This window comes from Bradyrhizobium sp. MI1.10 (genome assembly GCF_055811035.1).
Genome location: NZ_JBVVPN010000022.1, coordinates 75,549 through 102,064 on the forward strand (window position 1 = coordinate 75,549; position 26,516 = coordinate 102,064).

The following is a 26,516-nucleotide window of genomic DNA, read 5'->3' on the forward strand; positions in this document are numbered from 1 at the left end:
CCCGCCGCGCCGGCTCCCCGCCCCCCCCCCCGCGCCCCCCCCCCGGCGGGGCGGGGGGGGGGGGCCCCCCCCCCCCCCGCCCCCCACGGGTGAGGGGTTGTCTCCGCGAGCTATCCTCTTGCAGCTGCGTTTGCGGATAGAACCCCTCATCCGGCGCTTCGCGCCACCTTCTCCCGCAAGGGGAGAAGGATTAGCAGCGTGCCTGCGGCTGGGTCAGTGAGTTCACCGCGGCTCTACAACATCACCCGCCGTCCCTCCTCCGCCGCCCAATAGCCCGCGTAGTTCACCTTGATCGTCTCATATGCCAGCGCCAGGTCCGACAGCGGCTGGCGTCCCGTCGCGGCGCATTCCATGAAGTCCTGGATCTCCTGGAGATAGCCGCGGGTCCACTCCTCCTCGAGGCAGACATATTGCCAGCCGGTTTTGCGGTCGACCTTCTCGGTGATGTAGACCGAGGCGAGCTTCTCCTCGGAGGTTTGGTAGCTCATCAGATGATTGTTCGGCGTGATATTGGCAAACAGCGAGCCGCCTGACGTGTAGGTCTCGATCAGATTGCGCACGCCGCCCATGATCATGTCGCCGGAGAACACGGTGGCCTTGGTGCCGTCCGAAAATGTCGCGGTCAGCGTGCCCCAATCCTCGACGTCAACAGGATTGGCCTTGATGTAAGTACGCTCCTCCGGCTTGAGGACGGCCGTGACATTGCCGACATCGCCACTGACGCTGGCGACGCGGATGGTTTCACCGCGCGCCTTGGCCTCGACCTGCTTGAGATACAGCACGGCGGAGAGCGGATGGCAGCCCATTCGGATCAGCGAGCCGCCGCCGGTCATCGCCCATTGCGCGGCATGGACCGCATGCGAGCCGGAATGGCTCTCCTCGCCCTTCATGAACAGGATTTTGTCTTTCGTCGCCTTGATGATCTCCGCGGTCTTGGTCACTGCGGGTGCGTAGATCCAGTCCTCGGCATACATGAAGAGCTTTCCGGTGCGCTCGATCGCGGCACGCGTGGCGCCCATCTCTTCCAGCACGCGCTCATACATCAGCGCCTTCGGCACGTGCTTGCCGATCGGCTGCCGGTCGCCGTCGCGGCCGAAATAGCCGGCGAACGGCTTTTCGCAGATGACATGCTTGCCGGCCTGCATGGCGGCGACGATCATCCCCGCATGAAGATTGGGCGGCGTGCAGATGTCGATGACATCGAGCTCGCCGTCCGCGATCAGCTCGGCGAAGCTGCGATGGACCCGTGGGATCTGGTGGCGGTGTGCAAATTCGACGACGTGGTCGCCGCGCGCAGCGACCGCCGCGACCTCGACATCCACGCCGTAGACGCGCCGGAACGCATACATATGCAGCTCCGACACGAAGCCGCAGCCGACGAGTCCCACCCTGATCCTGGCCATAGCGCCCCCTGACCCATGCTTTAGGCAGCACTATAACGCGCTGGCAGGTCTATTCCACCGAGACCCGCACCACGCCGGCACTCATCATGCCCAGCGCCTTGGCGGCAGGGACGGAGAGATCGACGATCCGACCGCGGATGAAGGGGCCGCGATCGTTGACGCGGCATTGAATCGAGCGGCTGCCGTAGGACACCCTCAGCACGCTTCCGAACGGGCGCGTCCGGTGCGCGCAGGTCAACTCACCTTTCCCGGCTTTTCCGTATCCGTAATAGGAGGCAAGCCCGCTTTCGGCCTGGGCGAAGGAAACTGCAGAAAGCGAAAAAGTAGCAAGGCAAGAAAACAGCGTGGTCTGCGCTCGCACGGCACCGCTCCCGGTTGGCCCTGCCCCGCGCAGCAACGTTTGTTGGTTCCCGTGGGTTCCTGGGCCGCCACCGGGCTACGCCCGGCGGCGCCATCACACATTGTTACTATTTGTGAAAGACCAGCGTGCGGACTTCGATGCTCTCACGCGGCGCCGCGTCGGCCGGCGTGGTCGGATCGACGAACGCGGTGTGCGGCCCGAAGCGGGTGCGGCCATCGGTTGCGGAATCGTAGCACTTGAGCAGCAGCGCTTCGTCCGCCGTCATCTCGGGGAAATAGAACCAGCGATGGTTCGGATTGTATTTCACCGAGTAAGTCTCGCCGCGGCGGTTGGGATAGATCAGATCGGAGGCAACGAGATCGTCGGGCGCGACCGTCGTACCGTCGGCCATCGCCAGCGGCGAGTCGCGCAAGGGACCACGGATCGGCCGCCACAAATTGATCACCTGGACGCGGCCTTTCAGCAACTCCTCGGCCTCATCGGGCAGATGTTCGCGCACGCGGTTGGCGCCTGAGACGGCGGTCTGGTCGACGTGGACGCGCGTTGCCGGCTGCCGCGGTCCGCCGTCGCGAATATCCGCGGCGCCCTCGACGCGCCTGCGCACGGTGTGGTCGAAGATGACGACGCGGTCGGCTTTCAGCGTTGCGCGCAGGAAGGCCTCGACGGCGGGATAGTAGACCGCCCTCACCTCTTCGTCGTTGCTGAAGTCCTTCACTCGGGTTGGATGCCGCACCAGCGCAAAGCCTTCGCGGTCGAGCGAGAAATTTTGCGCGATCAGTCGCGCATCGAAGATCGGGACCTGATGCGGCTCCGGCAACGACGTGCTCTTGGGCTCGCCAGGCGGCGGATCGAAGGCATAGGTGCGCGGCTTGCCGGAAACCGGCGCGAGATAGTTGAGTTCGGCAGTGACGAAGGGAAGCGATTCGATTTTTGTTTCTTGCAGGCCCATGGCCGGTCTCCCGATGTGGTCGTCCGGATGATTTTTGACGGGAGGGTGCGTGCTGCAAGGGAGTTGGTGCAAATAGCAATGCGGGTGTTGTCGCTGGCATGAAACGCAGAACGAACGTTTCGCGAAATCCGGCCGGGTTGGAATGCGCTCTGCCCGCCTCACGGATGCTTGAGAGCCTTGTGAGATCTCGTGCCCCGGACGCAGCGCATCACGCAGTGGTACGCTGCTGAGCCGGGGCCTATCTCACCGGGAGCATCTGTGCGGCATGGGTCCCGGCTCTGCGCAGTAGCGATCTCGGCCGCCTCGAGCTTCTGCTTGATCAGACCCCAGTGAAGGTAGAGGTCGATTGCGCTCTGCTCGTCCGCGACCAGCCGAACATTTTCGCGCCGGCCAGCATGAGACGGATCATTCCGCCGCCTCGCCGCGAACAGCCTGGCGCTTGGCGATCAGCTCGCGCGTCAGCGGAATCAGCTCGCGGCCATATTCGATCGCATCGGGAAGCGGATCGAAGCCACGGATCAGGAAATGGCTGACGCCGAGGTCGTAATAGTCGCCGAAGACCTCGGCCACCTGCTCCGGCGTGCCGACCAGCGCGGTCGTGTTGCTGTTGGCGCCCGTGAGCTTTGCGATCTCGGTCCACAGCCGCTTGTCGATGCGGCTGCCCTGGTCGGCGAGCGAGAGCAGCCGCCGCGCGCCAGCCGTGGCATGGCCGTCGGCGGGCTTGCGATAGCCGGTCTTGTCCTGGAGCGCGGTGGCGCGCGCAAGAATCTCTTCCGCCTTTTCCCAGGCCTGCTTTTCGGTCGGAGCGATGATCGGCCGCACCGAGAGGCTGAAGCGCGGCGTCGGACGGCCCCGCCTGACGGCCGCATTGTGAACGCGCGAGGTGACGTCGCGCACCTGCGCATAGGATTCGCCCCACAGGGCAAACGTGTCTGCATGCTTGCCTGCGACGTCGATCGCCGCGTCGGAGCCACCGCCGACGAAGGTGTAGATGCCGGCCTTCTGCAGCGGCTTCACCTGCGAAAAACCGTTCTCGACGTTGTAGTACTTGCCGCTGTAGTTGAACGGCTTCTCGCTGGTCCATTCCAGCCGCACCACATCGAGAAACTCGCCGGTGCGAGCGTAACGCTCGTCCTTGTCGTCGAGCGTGTTGCCGTCTTGCCTCAGCTCGGCTGCATTGCCGCCGGTGATGACGTGCAGCGAGACGCGGCCTCCATAGAGTTGGTCGAGCGTCGCCAGCTGCCGCGCGAGCAGCGTCGGCGCGGTAAAGCCCGGTCGCTGCGCAATCATCACTTTCAACGACTTGGTGATCGTTAGCACATGCTGAGCGACCTGGAGCGCATCGGGCGTAGTCGAATGGAACGCCAGCAGCGCGCGGTCGAAACCCGCGAGCTCATGCGCCTTCGCCACCGTCTCGATATAGGCGGGATCGAGCACCGGACCCTGGCGCACGATGATCTCGGAAGCATTGCTGTTGGCGATAAAGCCGATGAACTCAATCGACATGATGTTCTCCCTGAATGTTTGGCGGAAGGCTAGAAGCCCAATGCGGCACGGCCGAGGCCGGTGCGCGTGGAATCGTCCTGCGGCGTGTGCACGCGGCCGCACAGGACGTCGCGATAGTGCCGCTCCAGCGGATTGGCGCGGGACAGGCCGTGATTGCCGGTCAGCGACAAGGCATCCTCGACCGCGGCGACGGCGTTGTTGGTCACGGTCAGCTTGATGACGTTGGACTCGGCCGCGGAAAGCGCGACACCGTCATCGAAATCACCGGCGAAGGATGCGATCAGCCGCGCATTGACGGCGAGCCGAGCCTCGATCGCGCCGAGGATCTCCTGCGCCCGCGGCAGGGTCGCAAGCGGCGCGCCCAGGCTGGCGGGCGCGCGCTGCTTCAGGAACGCGACTAGCCAGTCACGTGTAGCCCGCGCAACGCCATCATAGATCGCGGCGACGAAGATCGTGTGCACGGTCGCCTGCGCGACATCGGGTACGCGCCAGTCGGCCGGCTTGCGCACGTCGATCTCCGCATCGAGAGGAATCACGACGTCCTCGAAGATGACGTCGTGGCTGCCGCTGGCCCGCAAGCCGTGATGATCCCATGTCTCGACGATGCGCGTGCCCGGCAGGCCCGCCGGCACCAGGAACTGTCCGACGCGCGGCTCGGCTTCGTCCGTGCGCGCCCAGACCAGATACCATTTCAGGATCGGCGATCCCGTCGAATAGATCTTGTGCCCCGAGAGCCGCCAGCCGGTCTCGGTGCGACGTGCAATGGTCGCGGGCAGGCCGCCGCGCGCGGGCGAACCCAGTTCGGGCTCGACGCGGAGCGCGTTGACGAGCGAAAGGCCTTCGACGCTCTCGCGCGCAAGCTTGCGCGACAGCCGCGCCGGCCAGGTCGGGCTCCGTGCCATCACCAGATGGTTGATGTAGTGCATCGACAGCACCAGCGCGGTCGACGGATCGGCCTTGCCGACGATGCCGAGGACGCGTGCGGCATATCGCGCGCCCGCTCCGGCCCCGCCATGAGCCGCAGGCACCGTCAGCGACAGCAGGCCCGCCTCGGACAGCTCGCGAAAGTTCTCGAACGGGAAGCTGCCGGTGCGGTCGTGCTCGGCCGCCCGCGCGGCGAAAGCCTCGGCCAGCACCTCGGCACGTGCGATGTAGTCGGGCTCGTGATGGGCCGCGCGCCCCTTGGCGATCGAACTCACCATGTCGCGTCCAATCCGAGCAGGCCGAGAATCTGGCGGCGTAAATCGGCCAGATACGGATCGCCGCGATGGCGCGGATACGGCCGGTCGACGCGGATGTCGGCCTTCACACGCGCCGGGCGGTCGCTGAACACGATGACGCGATTGGCGAGCACCAGCGCCTCCTCGGCGTCATGCGTCACCAGCAGCGTGGTAAAGCCCTTGCGCTGCCACAGCGAGACCAGCTCGGCCTGCATGGTGATGCGGGTCAGCGAGTCGAGCTTGCCGAGCGGCTCGTCGAGAATGAGGATTTTGGGATCGTTGACCAGCGCGCGGGCCAGCGCGACGCGCTGCGCCATGCCGCCCGAGAGCTGGTGCGGATAGGCATTGCGGAAGGACGACAGCCCCACGAGATCGAGCGCGGCATCGACGCGATGACGCTGGCTCTTCAAGATGCCCTGTGCCTCCAGCCCCAGCGCGACGTTGTCCCAGACCGTGCGCCAGGGAAACAATGTCGGATCCTGGAACACGACAACGCGCGACGGGTGCGGTCGCGTGATGCGCGCCTCGTCCTCGCGGAGCGTTCCGGATTTGGGCTTGTCGAGGCCTGCGACGAGGCGCAGCAGCGTGGACTTGCCGCAGCCGGAGGGACCGAGCAGCGCAACGAACTCGCCCGGCTCGACGGAGATGCTGACGTCGCTGAGCACTGGCAGCTCGGCGCCGTCGATGTCGAAGGCGTGGCTGACCTGCTCGATGTCGAGCGCGGCGCCCGCGGCCGGGTGAGCGTCGATTTCAGCCAGTGCAGTTGCGGCTACCATTTCACGGTCCCTTTCTGCCAGACCAGCAGGCGATCGCGGATCGAAAACAACAGCGTGATCGCGCCGGAGCAGAGCAGCGACATCACGATCAGCGCAGCATACATGTTGGCGTAGGCGGCCCAGCCCTGCGCCCATTGCAGGTACCAGCCGAGGCCGGCCTTGACACCGATCATCTCGGCGACGACCAGCACGGCAAAGGACGAGCCGAGCCCCATGAACAGGCCGACGAAAACGTGCGGCAAGGCCGCGGGGATTGCGACCTTCAACACCAGAAAGGACGGCTTTGCCCCCAGCGTCCGCGCGACGTCGTAGTAGGCGTTGCTCACGCTCGCGACGCCCGACCAGGTCAACACGGTGACCGGGAAGCCAGTTGCCAGCGCGATCAGAAAGGTCGAGGCGCTCCAGCTCGACGGGAAGGTGAAGAAGGCGATCGGCAGCCAGGCGGTCGCCGGCAGCGGGCCGATGAAGCGCAGCACCGGGTGCACCCAATAGCCGACCGCGCGCGACCAGCCGATCGAGACGCCGGTCAGGAAGCCGACCGTCGCGCCGATCAGATAACCGCCGAGCTGAAGCTTGACCGAGGCGAACACGCTGTCGAGCAGTTTTGGCAGATCGTCGGTGTAGACCTCGATGATCGACTGCGGCGGCGGGAAGAACGGCAATGGCAGCCAGGCGAATTTCGCCGTCGCGACTTCCCACAGGGTCAGGACAACGCCGAGCACGACGAGCCACGGCGCGCGCTGGCGCAAGGCCCGGCCCGTCGAACCGAGGTAATCGGCACCGACAGTCCCGAACAACGTGACGGCTGCGATGACAAACGCGGCAATGCCGAGCGAATGGGTCCGCGACCAGTCGCCGACGTCCTCCCACCACAGGCAGGACAGGCCGAAGGCAATCCACGCCACGCTGGCGAGAATGCCGGCACCGGAGTCCCGGACCCAGCTCGTCAGCCACGGTGCGCGCGAGAGGCGCGGCGCGCCGGAGGCAAGGCCGTCAGACAGCGAATACGTCGACATAGATGCGCTCCGCAAATCTGGCCGTGTCCGTGCTCTGCTTGAACACCTGCACGCTCTTGAGATCGTCGGCATAGGCCTTGAGCTCGCGCTTCAGCACTTCGCCGGCGGGGTGATGATGATGGGTGTGGTAGCGCACCATGCCCTCGATATCCGCGAGCGACGCCGTCTTCGGCGCGTAAGGCTGGAACGATTTCGCCGTCACGGATGGATTCTGCGCAGTGAACATCGCGGCATCAAGCAGCGCCTGCGTCAGGGCGCGCGCGACCAGCGGCTCCTCGCGCACCAGGCTGCCGCGCAGGCCGAGGATGCAGCAGCTCTTGTCGCGATATTCGCCATCGAGATTGGAGGCGACCTCCTTGTACTGGCTGTCCTTGAGCCAGAGATAACCCAGCGGATCGGACGACAGGAATGCCTGCACCTCGCCCTTCTCGACGGCGACGTTGAGAAGGTTGCCGGGATAGGCGCGCCAGTCGACATCCTTGTTCGGATCGATACCGACCTTGGCGAGCTGAATGGAGAAGAAATTCTTGTCGGGGCCGCCGAGATCGCCGACCGCAACGATCTTGCCCTTGAGATCGACGAGCTTGCTCACGCTGGAATCAGCGCGGGTCAGGACCCGCATGCAGCCACCATGAGTGCCGGCGGCGATCTTGACGTCAAAGCCCTGCTCCAGCGGCTTCAGCCAGCGGAGCGCCATGCCGAGCCCGGCATCGCTCTTGCCGGTCGCGATGGCCTCGAGCAGCTGGTCGGTCGAACCGGAATAATTGATGAGTTCGATGTCGAGATTGTGCTTCCGGAAGAAGCCGTGCTCGATGGCGACCGGCACCGGGGCGAGACAGACCGCGCCGGCGTTCCAGGACAGCTTGAGCTTGCGCGGCGCGCCGGTGAGCGCGGGCACATCCGACGCGGTCCGGCACAGCGGAAACTCCGAGAGATCGACGCCGGGCGCGATTGCCCGTGGCGCAAATGCCTGTGCCGCACCGAAGGCGCCGAGCGGCGCGGCGAAGGCCGCAGCTAACCCCGCCTGGAGCAAATGGCGCCGGTCGAGCCTCGATCCGCCGTGCTTGTCGTCGTCGTTCATCCGTTTCCACTCCTGCACTTGCACGGCTCCGCCATCGGCACAACGGCTTGCGTTGCGCCTGTTCCATGCGGAGCTGCGTCGAGAGAAAATCTTTTCGCCGGCGCCTGCTGCGCCGCCTTGATGCGATGCGCAAATCATGCGGCGCGTTCGCCGTGTCGTCAATGAAATGGAATTTCGAATGTAGCGCGAGGCGAAGTCATTCTCTCCATCGGCACCTGCGGGGACGATGAAAGGATTTCCACCGATGCATCGGTTGAAGGAGTGCGGGGCTACTCCCTCTCCTGCTTCATTCTTGCACAGCGCATACCGCACGTTCTCGAAATCAGCGCCCCTCTGGAACGTCCTTGCCGATCGCGCGCGCAATACGGTTGGCCATTTCATTGACTGGGCATCGCACAACCATAGACTTGATCGTCTCGCTGCATCGTTCGCTCACGCGTCGTGAGCAAAGCAACAGACAGGCCACATGAGCATCAACTCCCTCGATCATTCCGTCACGCGTCGGCTCGCTGCATCGCTGCTTGCCGCTGCCATCACCCTGTCGACTGCCGCGGCCTCGTTCGCGGCCGACGCAATCGTCCTGCGCGTCGGCGATCAGAAGGGCGGCAATCGTTCGCTGCTCGAGATCTCGGGCTACGCAAAGGATCTGCCTTACAAGATCGAGTGGTCGGAATTCCCCGCGGCCGCGCCGATCCTCGAGGCGCTCAACGCCGGCGCGCTCGACGTTGGCTACACCGGCGATCTCTCCTTCCTTTCGGTCTATGCGGCCGGCGCCCCGCTCAAGGCGATCGGCGGCACCAGGTCGGATGCCAAGACGCAAGCCATTCTCGTACGCCAGGATTCGCCGATCAAATCGGCCGCCGACCTCAAGGGAAAGCGCCTCGCCGGCACGCGCGGCGGCTGGGGCCAGTTCCTGATCGACGCCACGCTGGAGAAGGCGCAGATCAAGCTGGAGGATGCGACCTTCGCGCCGCTCGGTCCGGTCGACGCCAAGATCGCGTTGGTCGCGGGCTCGATCGACGCCTGGGCGGTGTGGGAGCCCTACGTCTCGTTCGCCACCTTGAAAGACAAGGCCCGCGTGATCGCCGATGGTGAGGGCCTGACGCCGACCATCACATTCATCGTCGCCTCCGACAACGCCATCGCCACCAAGCGCACGGCGGTGCAGGACCTGGTGCAGCGGCTGAACAAGGCGCGGCTGTGGTCGCTGGATCATCTCGGCGAATATGCCAAGAGCACGGCCGAGCTGACCAGGCTGCCGGAGGACGTGCTGCTCTCGGCCTATACCGCGCAGCGCACCAGCCCGATTCCGATCGACGAGAACGTCGTGAAGGAGGTGCAGGAGGCCTCCGACCGCTCGACGCGCTATGGCATCCTGCCGAAAAAGCTCGACGTGAGCAAAGCCGTCGACCGCAGCTTCACTGCTGCGGCCGCGGGATCGAACTAGACGGAGCCGGCGGGATGCCCGGGCTTCGTCTCAACGCAGGCCCGCTGCATCTCGCCGCGATCGTGCTCGCGCATTTCGCCTGCATGAGCTTGATCGTATGGCTGTCGCTTTAGATGCCGGCCAGGCCTTAAGGAAAAGATCAGGACAACATAAGGAGCCCATAAGGACTTACGAGACGCCGCTGGCCTAGCATCGACCGTGTGATCGCGTCGGTAACAGGATGCCTCATCCCCGGCTTGTCCAGGCAATCACAACTCGCTCTCGGGTTGCCGATCCCGACCGGACGGGCTTAGAGTGGCATTCACCCTGCGGCCGTCGACGCTTGCAATGGGAAGGCGACCTTCGGGCTGGAGATCAGCGCCATGTCAGCCGATCAGTATCTTCGTTACGATCCGTCCGTCGAACAAATCCGGCCGGAGGAAGCGGCGGCCGTCGAGGAGATCGTTGCCTCGATTTCGCGAACGAGCGATCGCACTTTTCACAAAGACAAGCACGGAACCCGACAGCAGCACGCCAAGGGCGCCGGCTATCTCCGGGGCGAGCTGATCGTCTACGAGGATTTGCCGGATCATCTGCGCCAGGGCCTGTTCAAGCAGGCTGGCCACTTCCCGATCATCGTCCGCCTCTCCACCGCATTCAACAGGAGCGATCGCGTACGCTCGCCGCGGGGGTTTGCCATCAAGGTCTTGGGCGTGACTGGGGCCAAGGCGCTCGGCGACGACGATTCGACGAACCAGGATCTTCTGCTCGTCAATCACCCCAGCTATTTCGCGGATGCGATGGCCTATATGCGCGCACAGCACAACGTCGAGCGCACCCTGTTCCTGCCTGATCTGGCGTACGTACCCATAGGCTTTCTCGCGCGCGTGCTGGTCGCCGCATCGGACAGAACAGGCATTCCGATCCCGATCGTCTTGAAAGCGCTCGGTGATGCCGGCAGCAACATCCTCGGAGAAACCTTTCACACGGAGGGAGCATTGCGGTTTGGCGACTATATCGCAAGGCTTCGCCTGGTGCCGATCTCGGCCTCGGTTCGCCAACTCACCGGCCAGCCCTGCCACGATTCCGATGATGCCGTGCTGAACAGCGTCGTTGCCTTCTTCAAGGACAATGCGGCCGAGTACGAATTATTTGCCCAGCTCTGCACCGACCCGGAGCGAACACCGATCGAAGATGCCTCGATCGACTGGCCCGAAGACGTCGCGCCGCCGCAAGCACTCGGCAAGATCACGCTTCCGCGCCAGACCGCCGACAGCCCCGCGCGTCGCGTCTATTCCGACGAGGTGCTTTCGTTCGACCCATGGCGATGTCTCGCCGCGCATCAGCCGCTCGGCTCGATCATGCGGTTGCGCAGGGATGCCTACAGTGCCTCCCGCACGCTGCGGCAGCAGCAAAATCAATTCAAGGTCAAGCAACGGCCCGGCGAACCGCGAGAGATCGCGGACCTGCCGGATTGAGCCGATCACCGTCCCTCATGATGAGGCCCGGTGTCCCGGCCTGCGTCGAAAAATGACGCCGACCGCAGCGGATCGCCGGGATCAAGCGTCTCTGCCAGCGATGCGATCACCTGGCTGGAGCGGTCCCGCCACTTGGCAGCCCTTTGCGCTTGTCCGAGGCTCTCATAGACCACCGCAGTCGTGCGATAAACCCGCCAGGCGGCGTGCGGTAGCCTGGCATGGCGGAGAATCGAAGTGGCCGCCGCCAAATGCCCGCCGGCGAGTTGCGTATCCTGCTTCACGATCGCAATTCTCGCCATGGCCTCGTAGCACAGCGCGAGAAACGGCCGGTCGGGTGCCGCGCTCGTCACCTCGTGAAATTGGTTGGCCGAGCTCTGGGCGCGGTCCAGATCGCCAATCGCGATCCAATAGTCGCAGCAAGTCAGCAGATAGTGGGGGATGACCAGCGACTCCATCGGCACCCGGTCGACCTCCATTCGCCGCTCCATCGCATCGAGATGCTGCCGCGCCCGAGGCAGGTCGCCCATCCTGACATAAGCTCGCGCCAGCAGGTTCCTGCCAACGAAGAAGGTGAACGGATTGGCCTCGATCATCGGGCCGAGCGCATCCTCCGCACGCCGTGACGCGCTGCCATATTCCTCCGCCTCGGAATACAGCCATCCGATCGTGAGATGACACAGCGCGACGGCCTGCGGATTTGCATTCCGCTCCGAGATAGCCAACGCGGAGACGACGTTTCGTTGCGCCCGTCCCCATTCACCGAGATAGATCTGGGCAAACGCCTCGACCGATTCATAGAGGACGAACAGATAGACGTCACCGACCAGGCGGGCGAGCTCCTTTCCCCGGGTCGTCGCATCGCAGCAGGCCGGATAATTCGCGCGCAGAAACTCCAGCACCATCTCCATCGAGCAGCGTCGCAGCCGCATGCTCAGATCCTGCTCTCCGGTGATCAGCGCTGACGCATGCTCGGCAAGATCCGCATTCTCGCGATCCCAGCCGCGGAGCATCAGCTTCAAATTGGCAACGTTCCCCTGGACCAGAGCACTGAATGCGGCGTCGTCGATCGCCCTGCTCTTGACAAGGGCCTGTTCCGCAACAGGCAGGCTCTGGCGTCGATCGACGTAAAGACAAAATCTGCTGAGATCGACCAGCGCGTTCACCTCTTCGCGCACGTGCCCGTTCTCCGCCGCGTGCGCGACGACGGCGCTGAGATCCTGCAGGGAATTCAGGAAATCTCCACTGGCCCGCCAGGCCCAGGCGCGCTGAAGCAGCAACTTCAGACGTGTCGCCACCTGAAACTCCGGCGGCAGATGCGGCACCAGTTCCAAGGCGCGGGACAGGTAATTGGCGGCCTCGCGCGTGCTGAACCTTCGCGCCGAGCCCTCGGCCGCCGCGCCCAGATAATGCATCGCCTTCGGGAAATCGCGGCCCAGTTCGAAGTGGCGCGCGACAATCGCGGCGATCTCCGCAGCCTGCGGCCCGTAGCCCTGCTCGAGCCCCGCCCCAAGCAGCGCATGGGTTTTCGTGCGGCGCGCCGGCGCGAGCCGCTGGTAGAGGATCTCCTGGTAAAGCGCGTGCTGGAACGCATAGCGACCGGAGACGCCTCCGTTCGGCCACTCGGTCATGCCAGCCACGACGATAATGCGATCGGTCCGTGCCAGGTCCTCGCACATCTGCTCGACATCCAGCACGGGACGGTCCAGCGCACCGGCGATATGGAGCGCGGAAAACTCCGCTCCCGCCGCACTGGCGACCTCGAGCAGGCAGCGCTCGTCCACGGTGAGGTGATCGATCTGCTGCTTGATCATTCCTTCCAGATCGCGCGGCATGCTGTCATGCGAGGCCGCGTCTTCGCTGACCAGCCGCCAGCCCAATTCGTGCTCGACCAGCGCGCCTTGCGCCACGAGATGATCGAGCAGAGACGACACGAACAGAGGATGCCCGCCGGTTCGCGCGAAGATGCGCTCGACCAGCTCTCTGGCGAAATCGGCCGAGTTGAAGCGCAGCGAAAGATAGCGTTCGACGTCGATGCCGGTCAGTCGATCGAGCGCGAGCTCGGTGGCGTGTCCATGAATCCGCAAGTCCTGGTGAACGGCACGGATAGGATGTCCGCCGACGGCGACTTCCATCGGCCGGTAGGTGGCCAGCACGAGGATAGAAGCCCTCCGATCCCGCCGTGCAAGCCGGGAGAGCACATCCACGGTGGCAAAGTCGCTCCAATGCAGATCTTCCAGGATGATCACCCATGGTCGCGTGACGGCGAGATGTTCCATGAGATCGGCAAATTCGCGCAGCATGCGCTCCCGGGTTGCGCCAAAGACCTCATGCTGGAATGCGGCCCGGTCTGCTTCTCCGAGGAATCCGGGCATTTGCGCGAGCCAGGTCGGCGCGTGCTCGCGGATCGACGTCAGCAGCGATGCTCCGTCGGTTCGACGGCAGCACTCGTTCAGCGCTCCGATCAGCGGAAGAAAGGCCTCATGGGTGCCGAACAACTCGTTGCAACTACAGTGCAGCACGCCCAGTCCCTGCTGGTTCATCCTGTCGAGCGTCATCTGCAAGAGGGTTGTCTTGCCGATCCCGGCCTCGCCGGTGATGAAGACGACCTGACGCTGTCCGGTACGAGCGAGTTGCAACGCCTTGTCCAGCGTGTCGAGTGCGCCCGTGCGCCCGACCCTCCAGTGCCGCCGTCGATCGGCAGCCTGCTCCGTGACGGACGCCGCCTCCTCTTCGGGCGCCCGCTCGATCGCAGGCAATTCGGCGGTCGCGACCGCCGCAATGAAGCGATAGCCGCGCCGCGTGACCGTCTCGATGTAATTGGGGGACTGCCTGTCGTCGCCGAGCACCGAGCGTAGCGCGTTCACGGCAACGGCGAGGCTCGACTCGCTGACGTGTAGATCGGACCAGACTGCGTCGAGCAACTCTTCCTTCGTGACGAGTTCACCGGGCCGACCGACGAGATAGCAAAGAACCTCGAACGGCTTCGGCGCCAGCGCGATCCGCTCCCCGCCTCGCCACAATAGCGCGTTGGCCCGGTCGAGGCGGAATTCACCAAAGGCAAGCGCGTCTGTACGCACGGCTCCGACCCCCGGATGATCCCTGATCTTAAGGCAAAGCTCAGCCAAATGTAAGGGCACGCTAAAGACCTGCGCCCTGCGCCGGTACTAGCGTCGGCCTGTCCATTTCAGAGACGCCGGTAAGTCGTCGGACGGCCTTTTCATCACGCTGTCATTTCAGTCGACAGGCAGTCGATGCCTGAATTTTGGCAAGGAGTTGGCCATGAGCATTTTAAAACATTTGGCGATCCCGCCTCTCGCTTTGGCCATTCGCCATTACGACGTCAGGGTCATATTGGGCGTCACCGTCCTCAGCCGCATCTTCCTCGTCGCCATCTACCTTGCGTGCGGCGGCCCGGGCCTGTCCGAGTTCGATCTCGCCAACACGATCGCGCTGCCATGAGCTCGGGACCGCTCGAATGGTGCATCGAGATCGCGATCATCATCGCGATCTGCATCGGGATTGTCGTGGGCGGGCATGGCCGGCTCGTCGTGCCGCATCACCGGGTTCAACGCGCGCAAGCCGATCGGGCCGCTTGCGTCCAGCAGCCCCCAAACCTCTTCAGCGTCGCCGCCCTGCGCGAGCGGGTCCGCCCGTTTGATCGATCACCAATACGCGCGGTGATAGTGCCGGTAATACGGCCGGTAGTAGCCGTAACGAGGGCCGAAATACGGGCGGTAAGGCCGATAGTAGCGCGGATAAGCATAGGCCGGACCATAGCCGTAATAGGCCGGCGCATAACCATAGCCGTAGCCATAACCCGGATATCCGTAGCCGCCGTAGTAGGGCCCACCGCCATAGTAGCCATAGCCGTAAGGCGCGCTGCTGGCGATGGCTCCTGCGATGATCGCGCCAGCGGCAAGGCCGCCGAGACCCCATCCAAAACCTCGGCCGCGCCAGTGCACCTGCGTGACATCATCGCCGACGGCGGCCTTCATGGTTGCGACATTGGTGGGCAGCGGAGCCGCCGCGGCTTGCTCCATTCCTCCCGCTATGACCGCAGCGGCGAGCGAACAGGCGACTGCCGTTTTCCAGATCCTCATCGTCTTACTCCTTTCTGACGTTTGGCTTGGACATGGATCGCAGCGCCATCCTCGGGCATCCTGGCGCGAGGTCAAAGCCTCGAGTTTTGCGTGCACCGCACAAGACGCATGCCTCCATTCTGATCAACCGGGTCCCGACGGGCTCGACAACCTCACCGCGTGTGACACCGGCAAGACGGTGCCTGGGGCCCGATCACCGCGGCAAAGCATTAAGCTTCCGGCGCATTCGCAACCAACAACCACCTTCCCGATTTACTATTCGTGCCGTTACTATCGGTTCCAAATGAGCGCGGCCGGGAGGCTTCTCGCGAGCGCCAGAGTTGTGGGAGAATGACATGAGTGCCGCGAGACCCGAGCCGCTTGCCCGTCAGGCGCTGGCGTTCGTCCTGGCCGGCGGACGCGGCAGCCGGCTGCTGGAGCTGACCGATCGGCGCGCCAAGCCCGCGGTCTATTTCGGCGGAAAATCCCGCATCATCGATTTCGCGCTTTCAAACGCGGTGAACTCGGGCATCCGCCGCATCGCCGTCGCCACCCAGTACAAGGCGCACAGCCTGATCCGGCACCTTCAGATGGGCTGGAACTTCTTCCGCCCCGAGCGCAACGAGAGCTTCGATATCCTCCCGGCGAGCCAGCGCGTCTCCGAAAACATGTGGTACGTCGGCACGGCCGATGCGGTCTACCAGAACATCGACATCATCGAATCCCATGCCTGCCGCTTCATCGTCGTGCTCGCCGGCGACCATATCTATAAAATGGACTACGAGGTGATGCTGCGCCAGCATGTCGACAGCGGCGCCGACGTCACCGTCGGCTGCCTGGAGATGCCGCGCCAGGAATCCTCCGGCTTCGGCATCATGCATATCGACGAGAACGGCTGGATCAAAGAGTTCCTGGAAAAGCCGAAAGATCCGCCGCCGATGCCGGGCAAGCCGGACGTCTCGCTCGCCAGCATGGGCATCTACGTGTTCGACGCGAAATTCCTGTTTGAGGAGCTGAAGCGCGACGCCGAGGATCCGAATTCCAACCACGATTTCGGCAGGGATATCATCCCCTATCTCGTCAAGAACGGCCGCGCCATGGCGCACCAGTACTCGACCTCCTGCGTCCGCTCCGGCAGCGACCCCCGCGCCTATTGGCGCGATGTCGGCACGGTCGACGCCTATTGGGCCGCCAATATCGACCTTACCGACGTAGTGCCCGAGCTCGATTTGTTCGACAGCGCCTGGCCGATCTGGTCCTATTCGGAGATCACACCACCGGCAAAATTCGTCCACGACGAGGAGAGCCGGCGCGGCCAGGCCGTGAGCTCGCTGGTCTCGGGAGGCTGCATCATTTCCGGCGCCTCGCTGCGGCGCTCACTGCTGTTCACCGGCGTGCGCGTCAACTCCTACGCCAACGTCGAGAACGCCGTGATCATGCCCTACGTCAATGTCGGCCGCGGCGCGCGCCTGAAGAACGTCGTGATCGATCGCGGCGTCGAGATCCCGGAAGGGCTCGTCGTCGGCGAAGATCCCGAATTGGACGCAAGACGCTTCCGCACCACCGAGCAGGGCATTTCGCTCATCACCCAGCCGATGCTCGACAGGCTCAATACATGACGCCTGTTCGCGTCCTCGCGGTCGCCTCTGAAGTTTATCCCATCGTCAAGACCGGCGGCCTCGCCGATGTCGCGGGAGCGCTGCCGATTGCGCTCAAGGCGCATGGCGTCGAGATGCGCACGCTGATGCCGGGCTATCCGGACGTGATGCGGGTGCTGGGCGGAGCCGACGAAATCCGGAGCTGGCCGGATTATTTCGGCGGACCCGGACGTCTGCTCGCCGGCTCGCATGACGGCCTCGATCTGTTCGTGCTCGACGTGCCGCATCTCTACGCACGGCCTGGCAACCCCTACGTGACGGTCGAAGGCGTCGACTGGGCGGACAATGGCGTGCGGTTCGCCGCGCTGTCGCGCATCGCGGCCGATATCGGCCACGGCCTCGTTCCTGCCTTCGTGCCCGACGTGGTGCATGCCCACGATTGGCAGGCCGGGCTGGCGCCGGCCTATCTGCACTACGACAATCGGCCGCGGCCCGCCACCGTGATGACCATCCACAACATGGCCTATCAGGGCAAGTTCGCGCCCGAGCTGATCGGTTCGATTGGCCTGCCCTGGCGCGCCTATGGCGTCAACGACCTCGAATATTTCGGCGGCATTAGTTTTTTGAAGGCCGGCCTGCAATTCGCCGATCGCATCACCACGGTCTCGCCGACCTATGCGCAGGAGATCCAGACCGACGAGGGCGGCATGGGGTTCGGCGGCCTGCTTCGCGCCCGCGCCAACGTGCTGAGCGGAATCCTCAACGGCATCGATGTATCCGTTTGGAATCCGCAAGAAGATCCGCACATCGCCTACCGCTTCGGCGCGGAGGACCTCACGTTCCGGGCCGCCAACAAGGCGGTGCTTCAGCAACAGTTCAATCTGGATTCCTCGGACGAAGCGCCATTGCTCGGCGTCATCAGCCGCCTGTCCTGGCAGAAGGGGCTCGATCTCCTGCTCGAGGCCATCCCGACCATTTTGCGCGAAGGCATGCAGCTCGCGCTGCTCGGCAGCGGCGACCGCGATCTCCAGGATCGCTATCAGGCCGTTGCGCGCGCGCACCCTGGCCGGATCGGAGTCGTGATCGGCTACGACGAGATCATGGCGCATCTGATCCAGGCCGGCTCGGACGCGCTCATCGTGCCCTCGCGGTTCGAGCCGTGCGGCCTCACCCAGCTCTGCGCGTTGCGCTACGGCGCCGTGCCCATCGTCTCGCGCGTCGGCGGCCTCGAGGATACCATCGTCGATATCGGCGAGGCCGATAAATCGGGCCACGATGCCACCGGCTTCAAGTTCGGTCCTGTGACTGCGGATGCTCTCGCCGGCACGCTGCGCAAGGCCAACATCGCCTTCCACGACAAGCTGACCTGGCGCCGCCTGCAACTGAGCGGCCTTGCGACCGACGTGTCCTGGCGCAACCGCGCCGGTGACTATGCCGCGCTCTATCGCGGCCTCATGACCGCGCGCGCCTGAGGCACGACATCGTCGAATCAATGCTATAGAGCCGTCATGGACCCGTTCTTGATCAAGCTGATCGGCTTTGCCGCCGCGACCTGCACCACCGTGGCCTACGCGCCGCAAGCCATCAAAGTGTGGAAGACCCGCTCCACCGGCGATATTTCGCTCGGCATGTTCCTGGTCATGGTGCTGGGGCTGGCGCTCTGGCTCGTCTACGGCCTGCTGTCGGGCGACGCGCCCCTCGTCGCCGCAAACGCCATCACCATCGTGCTCGCCGGCGGCATCCTGTTCATGAAGCTGAAATACGGGTGAGCTCGAAGCTGCGTAGGGCGGATTGGCCGAAGGCGTAATCCGCCGCCTTCATTGCGGCCCGATGGTGGATTACGCTTCGCTAATCCACCCTACGATTCATCCGAACACATACGACGCCATCGCGACATTCGCGACCTCGTCGACGAAGACGCGCTTGCCCGCGTCGCTGCCGGCGGCGCCGGCGGCTACCATCAGCGGCAGCAGATGATCTTCGCGCGGATGGGCCAGGCGCGCGCTCGGTGCATTCTCCCAGTCAACCAGCATCGCGTTGCGGCGCGCCGCGTCCTTGTGGCTGATCGCCTCGTTCAGATACGCCTCGAAATCATACGAGACCGGCTTCGACTCGGCACGGCCGAACCCGCGCATGTTGTGATAGGTCAGCCCGCTGCCGACGATCAGAATGCCTTCGTCCCGCAGCGAAGTGATGGCCTGGCCCACCCTGATGTGCTCGGCCGGATCGTAAGTCGATCTCAGCGACAGCAGCACGATCGGCATGTCGGCGTTCGGATACATCAGCCCGAGCGGCACGAAGGTGCCGTGATCGAAGCCCTGGTTGGGATCCTCCCGGCAATCGACGCCCGCGCGCATGAGCAGCGCCTTCACCTCGGCGGCGAGCTCGGGCCGCCCCGGCGCCGGATATTTGAGGTGGTAGGTGTGCTCGGGAAAACCGTGATAATCGTACACCATCGGCGGATGCGCCGAGGTGGACACGGTGAAGGCGTCAGCCTCCCAATGTCCTGATATGACGAGCACGGCCTTCGGCCTCTCCGGCAAGAGCTGCGGCAGCTGGCCGAACGCCCCGGCGGTTTTCGCATATTGCACCCGCCTGTCTTCCATGAACGGCCAGGGACCGCCGCCATGCGACAGGAAGAAGGTCGGAAATCGCACCATGAGCGAAGGCTCGTTTCATTGGCAACGCGCGTGCGAGCTGCCCGCGCGATCGGCCGCGAGCATAGGCAAACCCGTATGGTTAGCAAGACGTTAACGATTTTTCGCCCAGAATCCGGGGGGTAGCCGAAGGAGTCGGCCAGCAGCCAGGGACGTGAAATGAAGAAGTTTGCGTTGGGGGACGTGGTCAACAGCGACAAGGGCCGCCGCGGCGTCGTTCGCGCCGCCTACAAGTCGAAGGAAGGCCAGCAATTCTATGCCGTCGAGAAAGACGGCGCGATGGATTATCTGGAGGAAGACCGGCTGAGCCCGGCGCCGCGCGTCGAACTCGCGGCTTAAATCCAACTCAACCTGCCCTAACGCCCGAACCGGTCCAGGCGCTCCGACCAGGGGTCGTCTCCGCTCGCGATGCGATCGTTCGTGATCAGCAGCAGGCGATCGCTGCCTGCGGCCGCGTCCCAATGGGGCAGGTCCGCACCGTTGGGATCGCCGCTCTTGGCGAAATTGATCCAGTAGGCACGCATGCGATTTGCGACCTCGCGATCGGCTCGTGACAGGATGCCCGCACCTGGCATGCCTTCCACGCCGAAGATGAACTGCAATTCCCGCCCGTGACCGCCCTCGGGGTTGGCGCGCCGTGCCTCCGGCACATAGGCGAAGCGATAGCGAAAGGTGGGCGCACCGCTGGCGGCGTGCAGGCGCGCCAGCAGTCTCACCGGCTCGGAGAAGATCTTGTCGGTGTAAAACCTTGCCGCGCGGCTGGAAGATCTGGCGAGGTCGGAATAGAGCCTGCGCAGCTCATCGCTGGTGGTGCCTGACGATGCCAGCTCTTCCCGGATATCCAGTTCGTCGTCGAAACCGGTCTCGTCGTCGTTCGAGCCGATGATCAAGGGAATGCGGCTCTCATGTCCGGCCGCGAAGCCCGCGGCGACATCCTCGCTCACCAGACTTCCATCGATCGTCGGCCCAAAGCTGCGCGGTGATTTTTCCAGGAGATGTTTTTCGACGGCAAGCAGGCGTCGCGGCTCGGCTGCGCGCAAGTCGGCCTGTCGTCCCATCGCCGCCATGAATTGCCGACCCACAATCTCGGCCTCTTGTGCCGAACGCAGGCGCGCACGGCCGGGGATCGATTGCAGAATGGCTCTCTGGAAGAGATCGCGCGATTGCTCAGACAGCACCAGCAGCGCGATCGAGGTCGCGCCTGCGCCACTGCCGAACAAGGTGACGTTGGCGGGATCGCCGCCGAAGGCCGCGATGTTGTCGTGCACCCAATGCAGCGCCGCGATCTGGTCCATCAGGCCGTAATTACCGGAGCCGCCTTCCGACAGCGCGGGATCGCTGAGCCAGCCGAACGCGCCGAGGCGAAAATTCACGGTCACCACGATGACGCCGGCTTGCGCGAGCCTGGCACCATCGAACAGCGGATCATTCGCGGTGCCGCTGACGAAAGCGCCGTCGTGGATGAACATCATCACCGGCAGCGGGCCGTCGACCCCAAACGGACGGAACACGTTCAGCGTCAGGCAATCCTCGCTCGAACCCGGCAGCGAGGGCTGAAGACACGGCGCGCCATAGGCATAGGCGGTGCGCATCTCCGAACTCTCGGGCGCGGCCTGCGGCGGACGCCAGCGCAGCGGCCCGATCGGCGCGGCCGCATAGGCCAGCCCCTTGAACGAGGCTATCTCGCCTTCGACGGCGCCAAGCATCTGTCCTTCGCGCGTCAGCGCAAATGGAAATTGGCCGACCGGCTGGGCCACGGCCGAGCCGGCGCAACAGAGGACGAGAGACGTCGCAAACAGCGCGAACACGGACCGCATCTTCGGAGCATCTCGATGCGCGGAAGGATTTTGGGCAGGTTATGTCCGTGGCCCGCTGCGAGGCAAGCGCCGCGGCTGCGCCTAGCTCCGCTTGGCCGCAAGCTCCGCCAGTGCGTGCCGTGCGATGATGCCGAGTTCACCGAGCGTGGTGTGACCGGACTGCGCTGCCTCGATCAGCCGCTGGGCGATGAACCTGCGGCTGTCGTGATCGCCGCCGTGCGGCAGTTGGCGGCACGTCTCCTCAAGGACGACGTCCATGTTCGCTTTGGTCCGTTCACTCAACTCTGTCATGACGCCCGTCGGCACGCGTGGCAAAAACAAGAGCATACACAGGTGGATCGACCCTGATTAGCCCGGGAAATCACGGCCATTGTGCATCGCGATGCGTGTGCTGCCGCAACATTCACGCGGCCATGATGACGCCGCAAATGGCTACCGAAGATTGCACATGCCGTGATGACAAGCCGAACCTGCAGCGATAGCCTGCCGGCAAAACAAAACAGACGGGAGGAAATGCCATGCCTGATGCAATGGTTGCTGCGCGTGCCTCTGACGCGGGGCGCGGAACCAGCCAGCAGGTCGATGTTGCCGTGGTCGGTGCCGGATTTGCCGGCCTCTATCTTCTCCATCGGCTGCGCAAGGCCGGCCTGACGGCGGTCGGCCTCGAAGAAGCCGGCGACGTCGGCGGCACCTGGTACTGGAACCGATATCCCGGCGCGCGCTGCGATATCCAGACCATCGATTACAGCTACACCTTCGATCCCGATCTCGAGACCGCCTGGACCTGGTCGGAGAAATACGCGACCCAGCCGGAGATCCTGCGCTATCTCGGCTTCGTCGCCGACCGCTATGATCTCAGGCGTGACATCCGCTTCAAGACCAAAGTCACGGAAGCGAAATGGGACGAGGCCACCGAACGCTGGCAGCTCACCACCGACAATGGCGCAGCGGTCTCCTGCCGCCATTACATCATGGCCACCGGCTGCCTCTCGGCGCCGAAGCCGCCGGAGATCGACGGCGTCAAGGACTTCAAGGGCGAGGTCTATTTCACCGGACGCTGGCCGCATGACGGCGTCAATCTCGCGGGAAAACGCGTCGCGGTGATCGGCACGGGATCGTCGGCCATCCAATCGATCCCGCTGATCGCCGAACAGGCCGCACACGTGACCGTGTTCCAGCGCACGCCGAATTTCGCATTACCGGCGCATAACGGCCCTGCGCCTTCCGATCGCATGAGCCTGCTGCAAGGCGATCGCGCGGCCTATCGCGAGCAGGCGCGCCAGTCGATGGCCGGCGTGCCCTATCCGCAGCAGACGGTCGTGAGCTGGCAATTAAGCGATGCCGAGCGTCGTGAGCGGTTCGAACGCGCCTGGGCGGCCGGCGACCTCGTCCACATCCTGACCCAGCTCTGGGCCGACCAAGCGGTCGACATCGACGGCAACAAGATCGTCCAGGACCTGATCCGCGAGAAGATCCGCGCCGCCGTCAAAGACCCCGAGACCGCCGCGGCGCTGATGCCGGACGATCATCCGTTCGGCGCCAAACGCCCCTGCCTCGATACCAATTATTACGCGACATACAACCGGCCGAACGTCACGCTGGTCAATCTGCGTCAGGAACCGATCAAGGCGATCACCGCAAGCGGCATCACGACGTCGAGGCGCATCGTCGACGTTGACGTGATCGTGTTCGCGACCGGCTTCGACGCCATGACCGGCGCGATCCGCGCCGTGCACCCGATCAGCGGACGCGGCGGCAGATCGCTCACCGATGTCTGGGCGCAGGGGCCGCAGACCTATCTCGGGCTCACCGTCGCAGGCTTCCCGAACTTCTTCATGATCACCGGCCCCGGCAGCCCGTCGGTGCTGTCGAACATGGCAGTGTCGATCGAACAGCATGTCGACTGGGTGGTCGATCGTCTCGCAGCATTGCGCGACGCCGGCTTCACCACGATCGAGCCGACCGCGACGGCGCAGGCCGGCTGGGGCAGGCACATGGCCGACTGCTCGATGGTGACGCTGCACCGGCTCGCCAACACCTGGTACACCGGCGCCAACGTTCCCGGCAAGGTGCAGGGGCTGATGCCCTATACCGGCGGTGTCGGTCCCTATCGCAGCATCTGCGACGAGGTCGTCAGCCGGGGCATGCTCGGCTTCAAGCTGACCGGCCCCGATGTCGCCGCGCAATGCAATGACGGCGAGGTGGTGCGCCTCCAGCCAGATGTGCGGCTGGTGCTGAACCTGCTGGCGTCGCTCAACCTGCCGCCGATAGAGTCGATGGGCGCGCTCGGCGCTCGCGCCTTCGTCGACGAGTTCAACAAGGGCCGCCCGGCTGGACGGCCGATCGGCGAGATCGTCGACGGCACCCTGCCCGGCGCCGACGGCCCGCTGCCCTACCGGGTGTACCGGCCGGCAACACCGGGGCCGCATCCGGTCGTGGTCTATTTCCACGGCGGCGGCTGGGTGCTCGGCGACGAGCAATCCGACGAGCCGTTCTGCCGCGACATGGTGCGGCGGACCGGCATGATGCTCGTCAGCGTCGGCTATCGTCATGCGCCCGAGCATCGTTTCCCGGCCGCGGCCGAAGACGGCTACGCGGCGACGCGCTGGATCGCGGAGCACGCCGCCGAGCTCGGCGGCAGGCCGGGCCCGGTGCTGGTCGCGGGCTGGAGCGCCGGCGGCAACATCGCCGCCGTCACCTGCCAGCTTGCGCGCGATCGCGGCGGCCCTGATATCGCGGGTCAGCTCCTGATCTGCCCGGTCACCGACTGCAGCTTCGACCGCCCCTCCTACAACGACAATGCGACCGGCTATTTCCTGACCCGGTCGCTAATGTACTGGTTCTGGGACCTCTATTGCTCGCCGGCCGACCGCACCGATCCGCGCGTCTCGCCGCTCCGCGGCAAGGTCTCAGGGTTGCCGCCGGCCTTCGTCGTCACCTGCGAATTCGACCCCCTGCGTGACGAAGGCATCGCCTATGCCGAGAAAATGGCTGCCGCCGGCGTCCCGGTCGAGCAACTTAGGGCGCGCGGCCATTTCCATTCGTCGTTCACCATGGTGGACGTGGTGATCACCGGGGTCTCCGGCCGGGTGCAGATGGCCGAGGCCTTGCGGCGCTTCGCCGGGCTTCCGCCCGAAGTTGGTCGCGGCGATGAGACCAGCCACAGTCACACCGGCCCAGGGCATAGAATCGCCGCGGCCGCGAGCTGAAAGCGAACATTGGCCGGGAACTATTTCCCCGTCATCGCGTTTGGTGCTGTGGCATTGAGATGCAGTAATGGGTGTAGGCCCCGGTACGCAGGATCGTGTGCCGGGGTTCTTTTTGCGTGAGGCGGGACGATGGGGGACGTAGTTGGGGATTCAAAGGTCGATTTTGGTGTCCTTGCGGTGCTGCATAAATGGCCATCGCTTGCGAACCGGCGACGGTCGGACCGAGCGTCGTACCAGGTGATCGAGGGCACGCTCGACGAATGCATCTCGGCGTTCATGGCGAAGCCGGCGGCGACCCGGCATCTCTATGAGATCCGCACGATCGCGCAGCCGCCGCTGGTCACGGACATCCTCTCGCCTGAGCACATCACCGAGCTGGCGCGCCTGCGCGAATTTCTCTGATCTTCGCAGAAGCTTGCTGACCGCAGGAACCTTCTTCCGGTTTTTCCCGTTGATGGTGATCGGAAGCGAAGGCGTGAGTGCCTCACATGCTTGAAGCCGGCGTGACAGCCCCGGTCGTGCCCTATGGCGCAGACCAGACCCTGTTCGTGGTGATCGACCGCCTCGACAAGGCGACCGAAATCCGTGTCGAGCGAAGCGATCTCGACGCCACGATTGGCGAACTCGTCGCCGGCTGCTTCAACGACCCCGTCAAGGTTATCTCCTTCAACACGCTCGAGCACTGGATGAAGGACATCTCGACCGACGTCGCCGGCGAGATTCGGGCGCGCTGCGACATCGATGGCGTGACGCTGCCCGACTATCTCAGCGACTTCGTCGAGAGCCATAGCTGAGCGTGCATGGAGGATGAAAATCAGGCGCGCCGGTACTTGCCGGCGATGACCTCGATCTCGCGGCGGCGTTCGCCCGCGAAGGTCAGGAGCTTTTCGATCGTCAATGTATCCGTGATCCGTTTGGCCAGCCGCTCGGCGCGTGCGGCCTGATCTTCGAGATACTGGATTGTGGTCAAGCGCCGCCCCCAATTGCTTCGGTGGATTCCCGAATTGCTCGGTATCCATGGTGCGCTGGAGGCGGCTAACAGTCGGTTAAGCACAGCATTTCGGATCGATGTCACTGCAAATTATCGCACCACGTCGAGCCGGACATTGGTGACACCCTTGTCGACCATGCCGAGCGCCTCGGCTGCGGAGGGAGAGATGTCGACCACGCGTCCGCGAACATACGGCCCGCGATCGTTGATCCTGACGGTCACGAACCGGCCGGACGAGACATCGGTGACGCGCAGCTTGGTGCCGAACGGCAGGCTGGGATGGGCCGCGGTCAATTCGTTCTTGTCGAACCGCTCGCCGCTCGCCGTCTCCGTGTCCGAATAGAAGCTGGCGACGCCGTGCGAGACGCTTTGCTTTGCATCGCCGTCGGGGACGCGCGCCCGGCTGATTGGACGCGGATGCAGCGCCGCCACCCTGTGCGGTCGTTCGACAGCGGCTTGGCGGTGGGTGCCGAGATCGGCCTTCTGGCGGCCGACCGGCGATTGCGCACACGCCGCAAGCGACGCCGCGCCGATGATGGCGAGCAGGATCCGGCACAGGGTTGCCGGCGAAATCCGGGCAGTTTCGGCACGTGCAAATCGAGACATGATGCGCCCTCCGAACGGCCCCGAGTTTCGGTGGGCAATGAGGGCAGAACCTTGTCGGAACGAAAGCGCGCCTGAGGCCGCAGCCGTTTCGCGTTTAGCTGTGACGATTCCACCACACTGGCTTGTCCTGAATCGAGACAGACTCCTGGGATAAGCCCGATACGACGCGCCAGACGATCGGGCGCGTCTGCGGTTGAACCTCACCAGGCTCGGCGTCGCTCTTCAACAGCCGCGCGAGCTCGCGCCGATAGAGCAGCCGCCAGCCGGTCTTCAGGCTGGCGAGAAAGTCGAGCTCCCGTTGTGTCAGCGTGCACATCATGAACCCGATCCGGTTGCGAGAGCC

Annotated in this window: 26 protein-coding genes; 10 read left to right on the top strand and 16 right to left on the bottom strand. The window is 64.5% G+C overall.

Annotated elements, in window-relative coordinates; translation table 11 throughout:
• Positions 1–233: 233 nt before the first annotated feature.
• From AC0L3K_RS23195 to AC0L3K_RS23230, 8 genes are all read right to left on the bottom strand, one after another.
• Complete coding sequence (locus AC0L3K_RS23195; RefSeq protein WP_007601096.1) at positions 234–1,403, bottom strand: Gfo/Idh/MocA family protein; 1,170 nt, start codon at positions 1,401–1,403, stop codon at positions 234–236.
• Positions 1,404–1,452: 49 nt separating this feature from the next.
• Complete coding sequence (locus AC0L3K_RS23200; RefSeq protein ID WP_007601095.1) at positions 1,453–1,764, bottom strand: septal ring lytic transglycosylase RlpA family protein; 312 nt, start codon at positions 1,762–1,764, stop codon at positions 1,453–1,455.
• 106 nt (positions 1,765–1,870) lie between these two features.
• The gene (locus AC0L3K_RS23205) at positions 1,871–2,713 is read right to left on the bottom strand and encodes a CmcJ/NvfI family oxidoreductase (protein ID WP_007601094.1); all 843 of its coding nucleotides are present in this window, start codon (positions 2,711–2,713) and stop codon (positions 1,871–1,873) included.
• 405 nt (positions 2,714–3,118) lie between these two features.
• Positions 3,119–4,219, bottom strand: coding sequence for an LLM class flavin-dependent oxidoreductase (locus AC0L3K_RS23210; protein ID WP_007601093.1), 1,101 nt, complete (start codon positions 4,217–4,219; stop codon positions 3,119–3,121).
• Between the two features lie 29 nt (positions 4,220–4,248).
• Positions 4,249–5,421 (bottom strand): acyl-CoA dehydrogenase family protein, encoded by a 1,173-nt coding sequence (locus AC0L3K_RS23215; RefSeq protein WP_007601092.1) that lies wholly within the window; start codon positions 5,419–5,421, stop codon positions 4,249–4,251.
• The gene (locus AC0L3K_RS23220) at positions 5,415–6,215 is read right to left on the bottom strand and encodes an ABC transporter ATP-binding protein (protein WP_473366977.1); all 801 of its coding nucleotides are present in this window, start codon (positions 6,213–6,215) and stop codon (positions 5,415–5,417) included. Before AC0L3K_RS23220 ends, AC0L3K_RS23215 begins: the two co-directional genes overlap by 7 nt.
• A complete protein-coding gene (locus tag AC0L3K_RS23225) occupies positions 6,209–7,231 on the bottom strand; it encodes an ABC transporter permease (protein ID WP_473366978.1) in 1,023 nt (340 codons plus the stop codon). The genes AC0L3K_RS23220 and AC0L3K_RS23225 overlap by 7 nt, the downstream gene beginning before the upstream one ends.
• Positions 7,209–8,312, bottom strand: a complete 1,104-nt coding sequence (locus AC0L3K_RS23230) for an ABC transporter substrate-binding protein (protein ID WP_473366979.1) — start codon at positions 8,310–8,312, stop codon at positions 7,209–7,211. Before AC0L3K_RS23230 ends, AC0L3K_RS23225 begins: the two co-directional genes overlap by 23 nt.
• Positions 8,313–8,778: 466 nt before the next feature.
• On the opposite strand from AC0L3K_RS23230, the gene AC0L3K_RS23235 reads away from it, so the two are divergent.
• Both AC0L3K_RS23235 and AC0L3K_RS23240 read left to right on the top strand, forming a co-directional pair.
• Positions 8,779–9,759 carry an ABC transporter substrate-binding protein gene (locus AC0L3K_RS23235; RefSeq protein ID WP_219683496.1) on the top strand — a complete coding sequence of 327 codons (981 nt, stop codon included), beginning with the start codon at positions 8,779–8,781 and terminating at the stop codon, positions 9,757–9,759.
• Between the two features lie 362 nt (positions 9,760–10,121).
• Complete coding sequence (locus AC0L3K_RS23240) at positions 10,122–11,216, top strand: catalase family protein (RefSeq protein WP_007601081.1); 1,095 nt, start codon at positions 10,122–10,124, stop codon at positions 11,214–11,216.
• A 5-nt stretch (positions 11,217–11,221) separates the two neighbouring features.
• On the opposite strand, the gene AC0L3K_RS23245 is transcribed toward AC0L3K_RS23240, so the two are convergent.
• Positions 11,222–14,293: an ATP-binding protein gene (locus tag AC0L3K_RS23245; protein ID WP_473366980.1), complete on the bottom strand. Its 3,072-nt coding sequence runs from the start codon at positions 14,291–14,293 to the stop codon at positions 11,222–11,224.
• A 202-nt stretch (positions 14,294–14,495) separates the two neighbouring features.
• On the opposite strand from AC0L3K_RS23245, the gene AC0L3K_RS23250 reads away from it, so the two are divergent.
• Positions 14,496–14,675, top strand: coding sequence for a hypothetical protein (locus tag AC0L3K_RS23250; RefSeq protein WP_007601079.1), 180 nt, complete (start codon positions 14,496–14,498; stop codon positions 14,673–14,675).
• Between the two features lie 203 nt (positions 14,676–14,878).
• Here AC0L3K_RS23250 and AC0L3K_RS23255 read toward each other — a convergent pair whose 3' ends face one another.
• Entirely contained in the window at positions 14,879–15,316 is a 438-nt protein-coding gene (locus AC0L3K_RS23255) for a hypothetical protein (RefSeq protein ID WP_007601077.1), read from the bottom strand.
• A gap of 335 nt (positions 15,317–15,651) precedes the next feature.
• Between AC0L3K_RS23255 and glgC the strand changes: the two genes are divergently transcribed.
• From glgC to AC0L3K_RS23270, 3 genes are read left to right on the top strand one after another with little or no spacing between them, the layout of a single operon-like run.
• Entirely contained in the window at positions 15,652–16,914 is a 1,263-nt protein-coding gene (gene glgC / locus AC0L3K_RS23260; RefSeq protein ID WP_007601076.1) for a glucose-1-phosphate adenylyltransferase, read from the top strand.
• Positions 16,911–18,365: a glycogen synthase GlgA gene (glgA, locus tag AC0L3K_RS23265; protein WP_473366981.1), complete on the top strand. Its 1,455-nt coding sequence runs from the start codon at positions 16,911–16,913 to the stop codon at positions 18,363–18,365. The genes glgC and glgA overlap by 4 nt, the downstream gene beginning before the upstream one ends.
• A gap of 36 nt (positions 18,366–18,401) precedes the next feature.
• Positions 18,402–18,662 carry a SemiSWEET transporter gene (locus tag AC0L3K_RS23270; RefSeq protein ID WP_007601071.1) on the top strand — a complete coding sequence of 87 codons (261 nt, stop codon included), beginning with the start codon at positions 18,402–18,404 and terminating at the stop codon, positions 18,660–18,662.
• Between the two features lie 96 nt (positions 18,663–18,758).
• Here AC0L3K_RS23270 and AC0L3K_RS23275 read toward each other — a convergent pair whose 3' ends face one another.
• Positions 18,759–19,553, bottom strand: a complete 795-nt coding sequence (locus AC0L3K_RS23275) for a DODA-type extradiol aromatic ring-opening family dioxygenase (protein WP_007601070.1) — start codon at positions 19,551–19,553, stop codon at positions 18,759–18,761.
• Between the two features lie 156 nt (positions 19,554–19,709).
• On the opposite strand from AC0L3K_RS23275, the gene AC0L3K_RS23280 reads away from it, so the two are divergent.
• The gene (locus AC0L3K_RS23280; protein WP_007601069.1) at positions 19,710–19,889 is read left to right on the top strand and encodes a hypothetical protein; all 180 of its coding nucleotides are present in this window, start codon (positions 19,710–19,712) and stop codon (positions 19,887–19,889) included.
• 17 nt (positions 19,890–19,906) lie between these two features.
• Here the strand turns inward: AC0L3K_RS23280 and AC0L3K_RS23285 are convergent, their stop codons facing one another.
• Positions 19,907–21,367 carry a carboxylesterase/lipase family protein gene (locus AC0L3K_RS23285; RefSeq protein ID WP_473366982.1) on the bottom strand — a complete coding sequence of 487 codons (1,461 nt, stop codon included), beginning with the start codon at positions 21,365–21,367 and terminating at the stop codon, positions 19,907–19,909.
• An 81-nt stretch (positions 21,368–21,448) separates the two neighbouring features.
• Complete coding sequence (locus AC0L3K_RS23290; protein WP_245286002.1) at positions 21,449–21,625, bottom strand: hypothetical protein; 177 nt, start codon at positions 21,623–21,625, stop codon at positions 21,449–21,451.
• A gap of 260 nt (positions 21,626–21,885) precedes the next feature.
• Between AC0L3K_RS23290 and AC0L3K_RS23295 the strand changes: the two genes are divergently transcribed.
• The 3 genes from AC0L3K_RS23295 to AC0L3K_RS23305 all read left to right on the top strand — a co-directional run bounded on the left by AC0L3K_RS23295 (position 21,886) and on the right by AC0L3K_RS23305 (position 25,370).
• Positions 21,886–24,576: a flavin-containing monooxygenase gene (locus AC0L3K_RS23295; RefSeq protein WP_007601060.1), complete on the top strand. Its 2,691-nt coding sequence runs from the start codon at positions 21,886–21,888 to the stop codon at positions 24,574–24,576.
• 129 nt (positions 24,577–24,705) lie between these two features.
• The gene (locus tag AC0L3K_RS23300) at positions 24,706–24,978 is read left to right on the top strand and encodes a hypothetical protein (RefSeq protein ID WP_007601058.1); all 273 of its coding nucleotides are present in this window, start codon (positions 24,706–24,708) and stop codon (positions 24,976–24,978) included.
• An 86-nt stretch (positions 24,979–25,064) separates the two neighbouring features.
• Positions 25,065–25,370 carry a hypothetical protein gene (locus AC0L3K_RS23305; RefSeq protein ID WP_354170671.1) on the top strand — a complete coding sequence of 102 codons (306 nt, stop codon included), beginning with the start codon at positions 25,065–25,067 and terminating at the stop codon, positions 25,368–25,370.
• A gap of 20 nt (positions 25,371–25,390) precedes the next feature.
• Here AC0L3K_RS23305 and AC0L3K_RS23310 read toward each other — a convergent pair whose 3' ends face one another.
• From AC0L3K_RS23310 to AC0L3K_RS23320, 3 genes are all read right to left on the bottom strand, one after another.
• Positions 25,391–25,546 carry a hypothetical protein gene (locus AC0L3K_RS23310; protein ID WP_198288273.1) on the bottom strand — a complete coding sequence of 52 codons (156 nt, stop codon included), beginning with the start codon at positions 25,544–25,546 and terminating at the stop codon, positions 25,391–25,393.
• A gap of 111 nt (positions 25,547–25,657) precedes the next feature.
• Entirely contained in the window at positions 25,658–26,173 is a 516-nt protein-coding gene (locus AC0L3K_RS23315; protein ID WP_354170668.1) for a septal ring lytic transglycosylase RlpA family protein, read from the bottom strand.
• A gap of 94 nt (positions 26,174–26,267) precedes the next feature.
• Complete coding sequence (locus AC0L3K_RS23320) at positions 26,268–26,492, bottom strand: hypothetical protein (protein WP_473366983.1); 225 nt, start codon at positions 26,490–26,492, stop codon at positions 26,268–26,270.
• Positions 26,493–26,516: the final 24 nt, after the last annotated feature.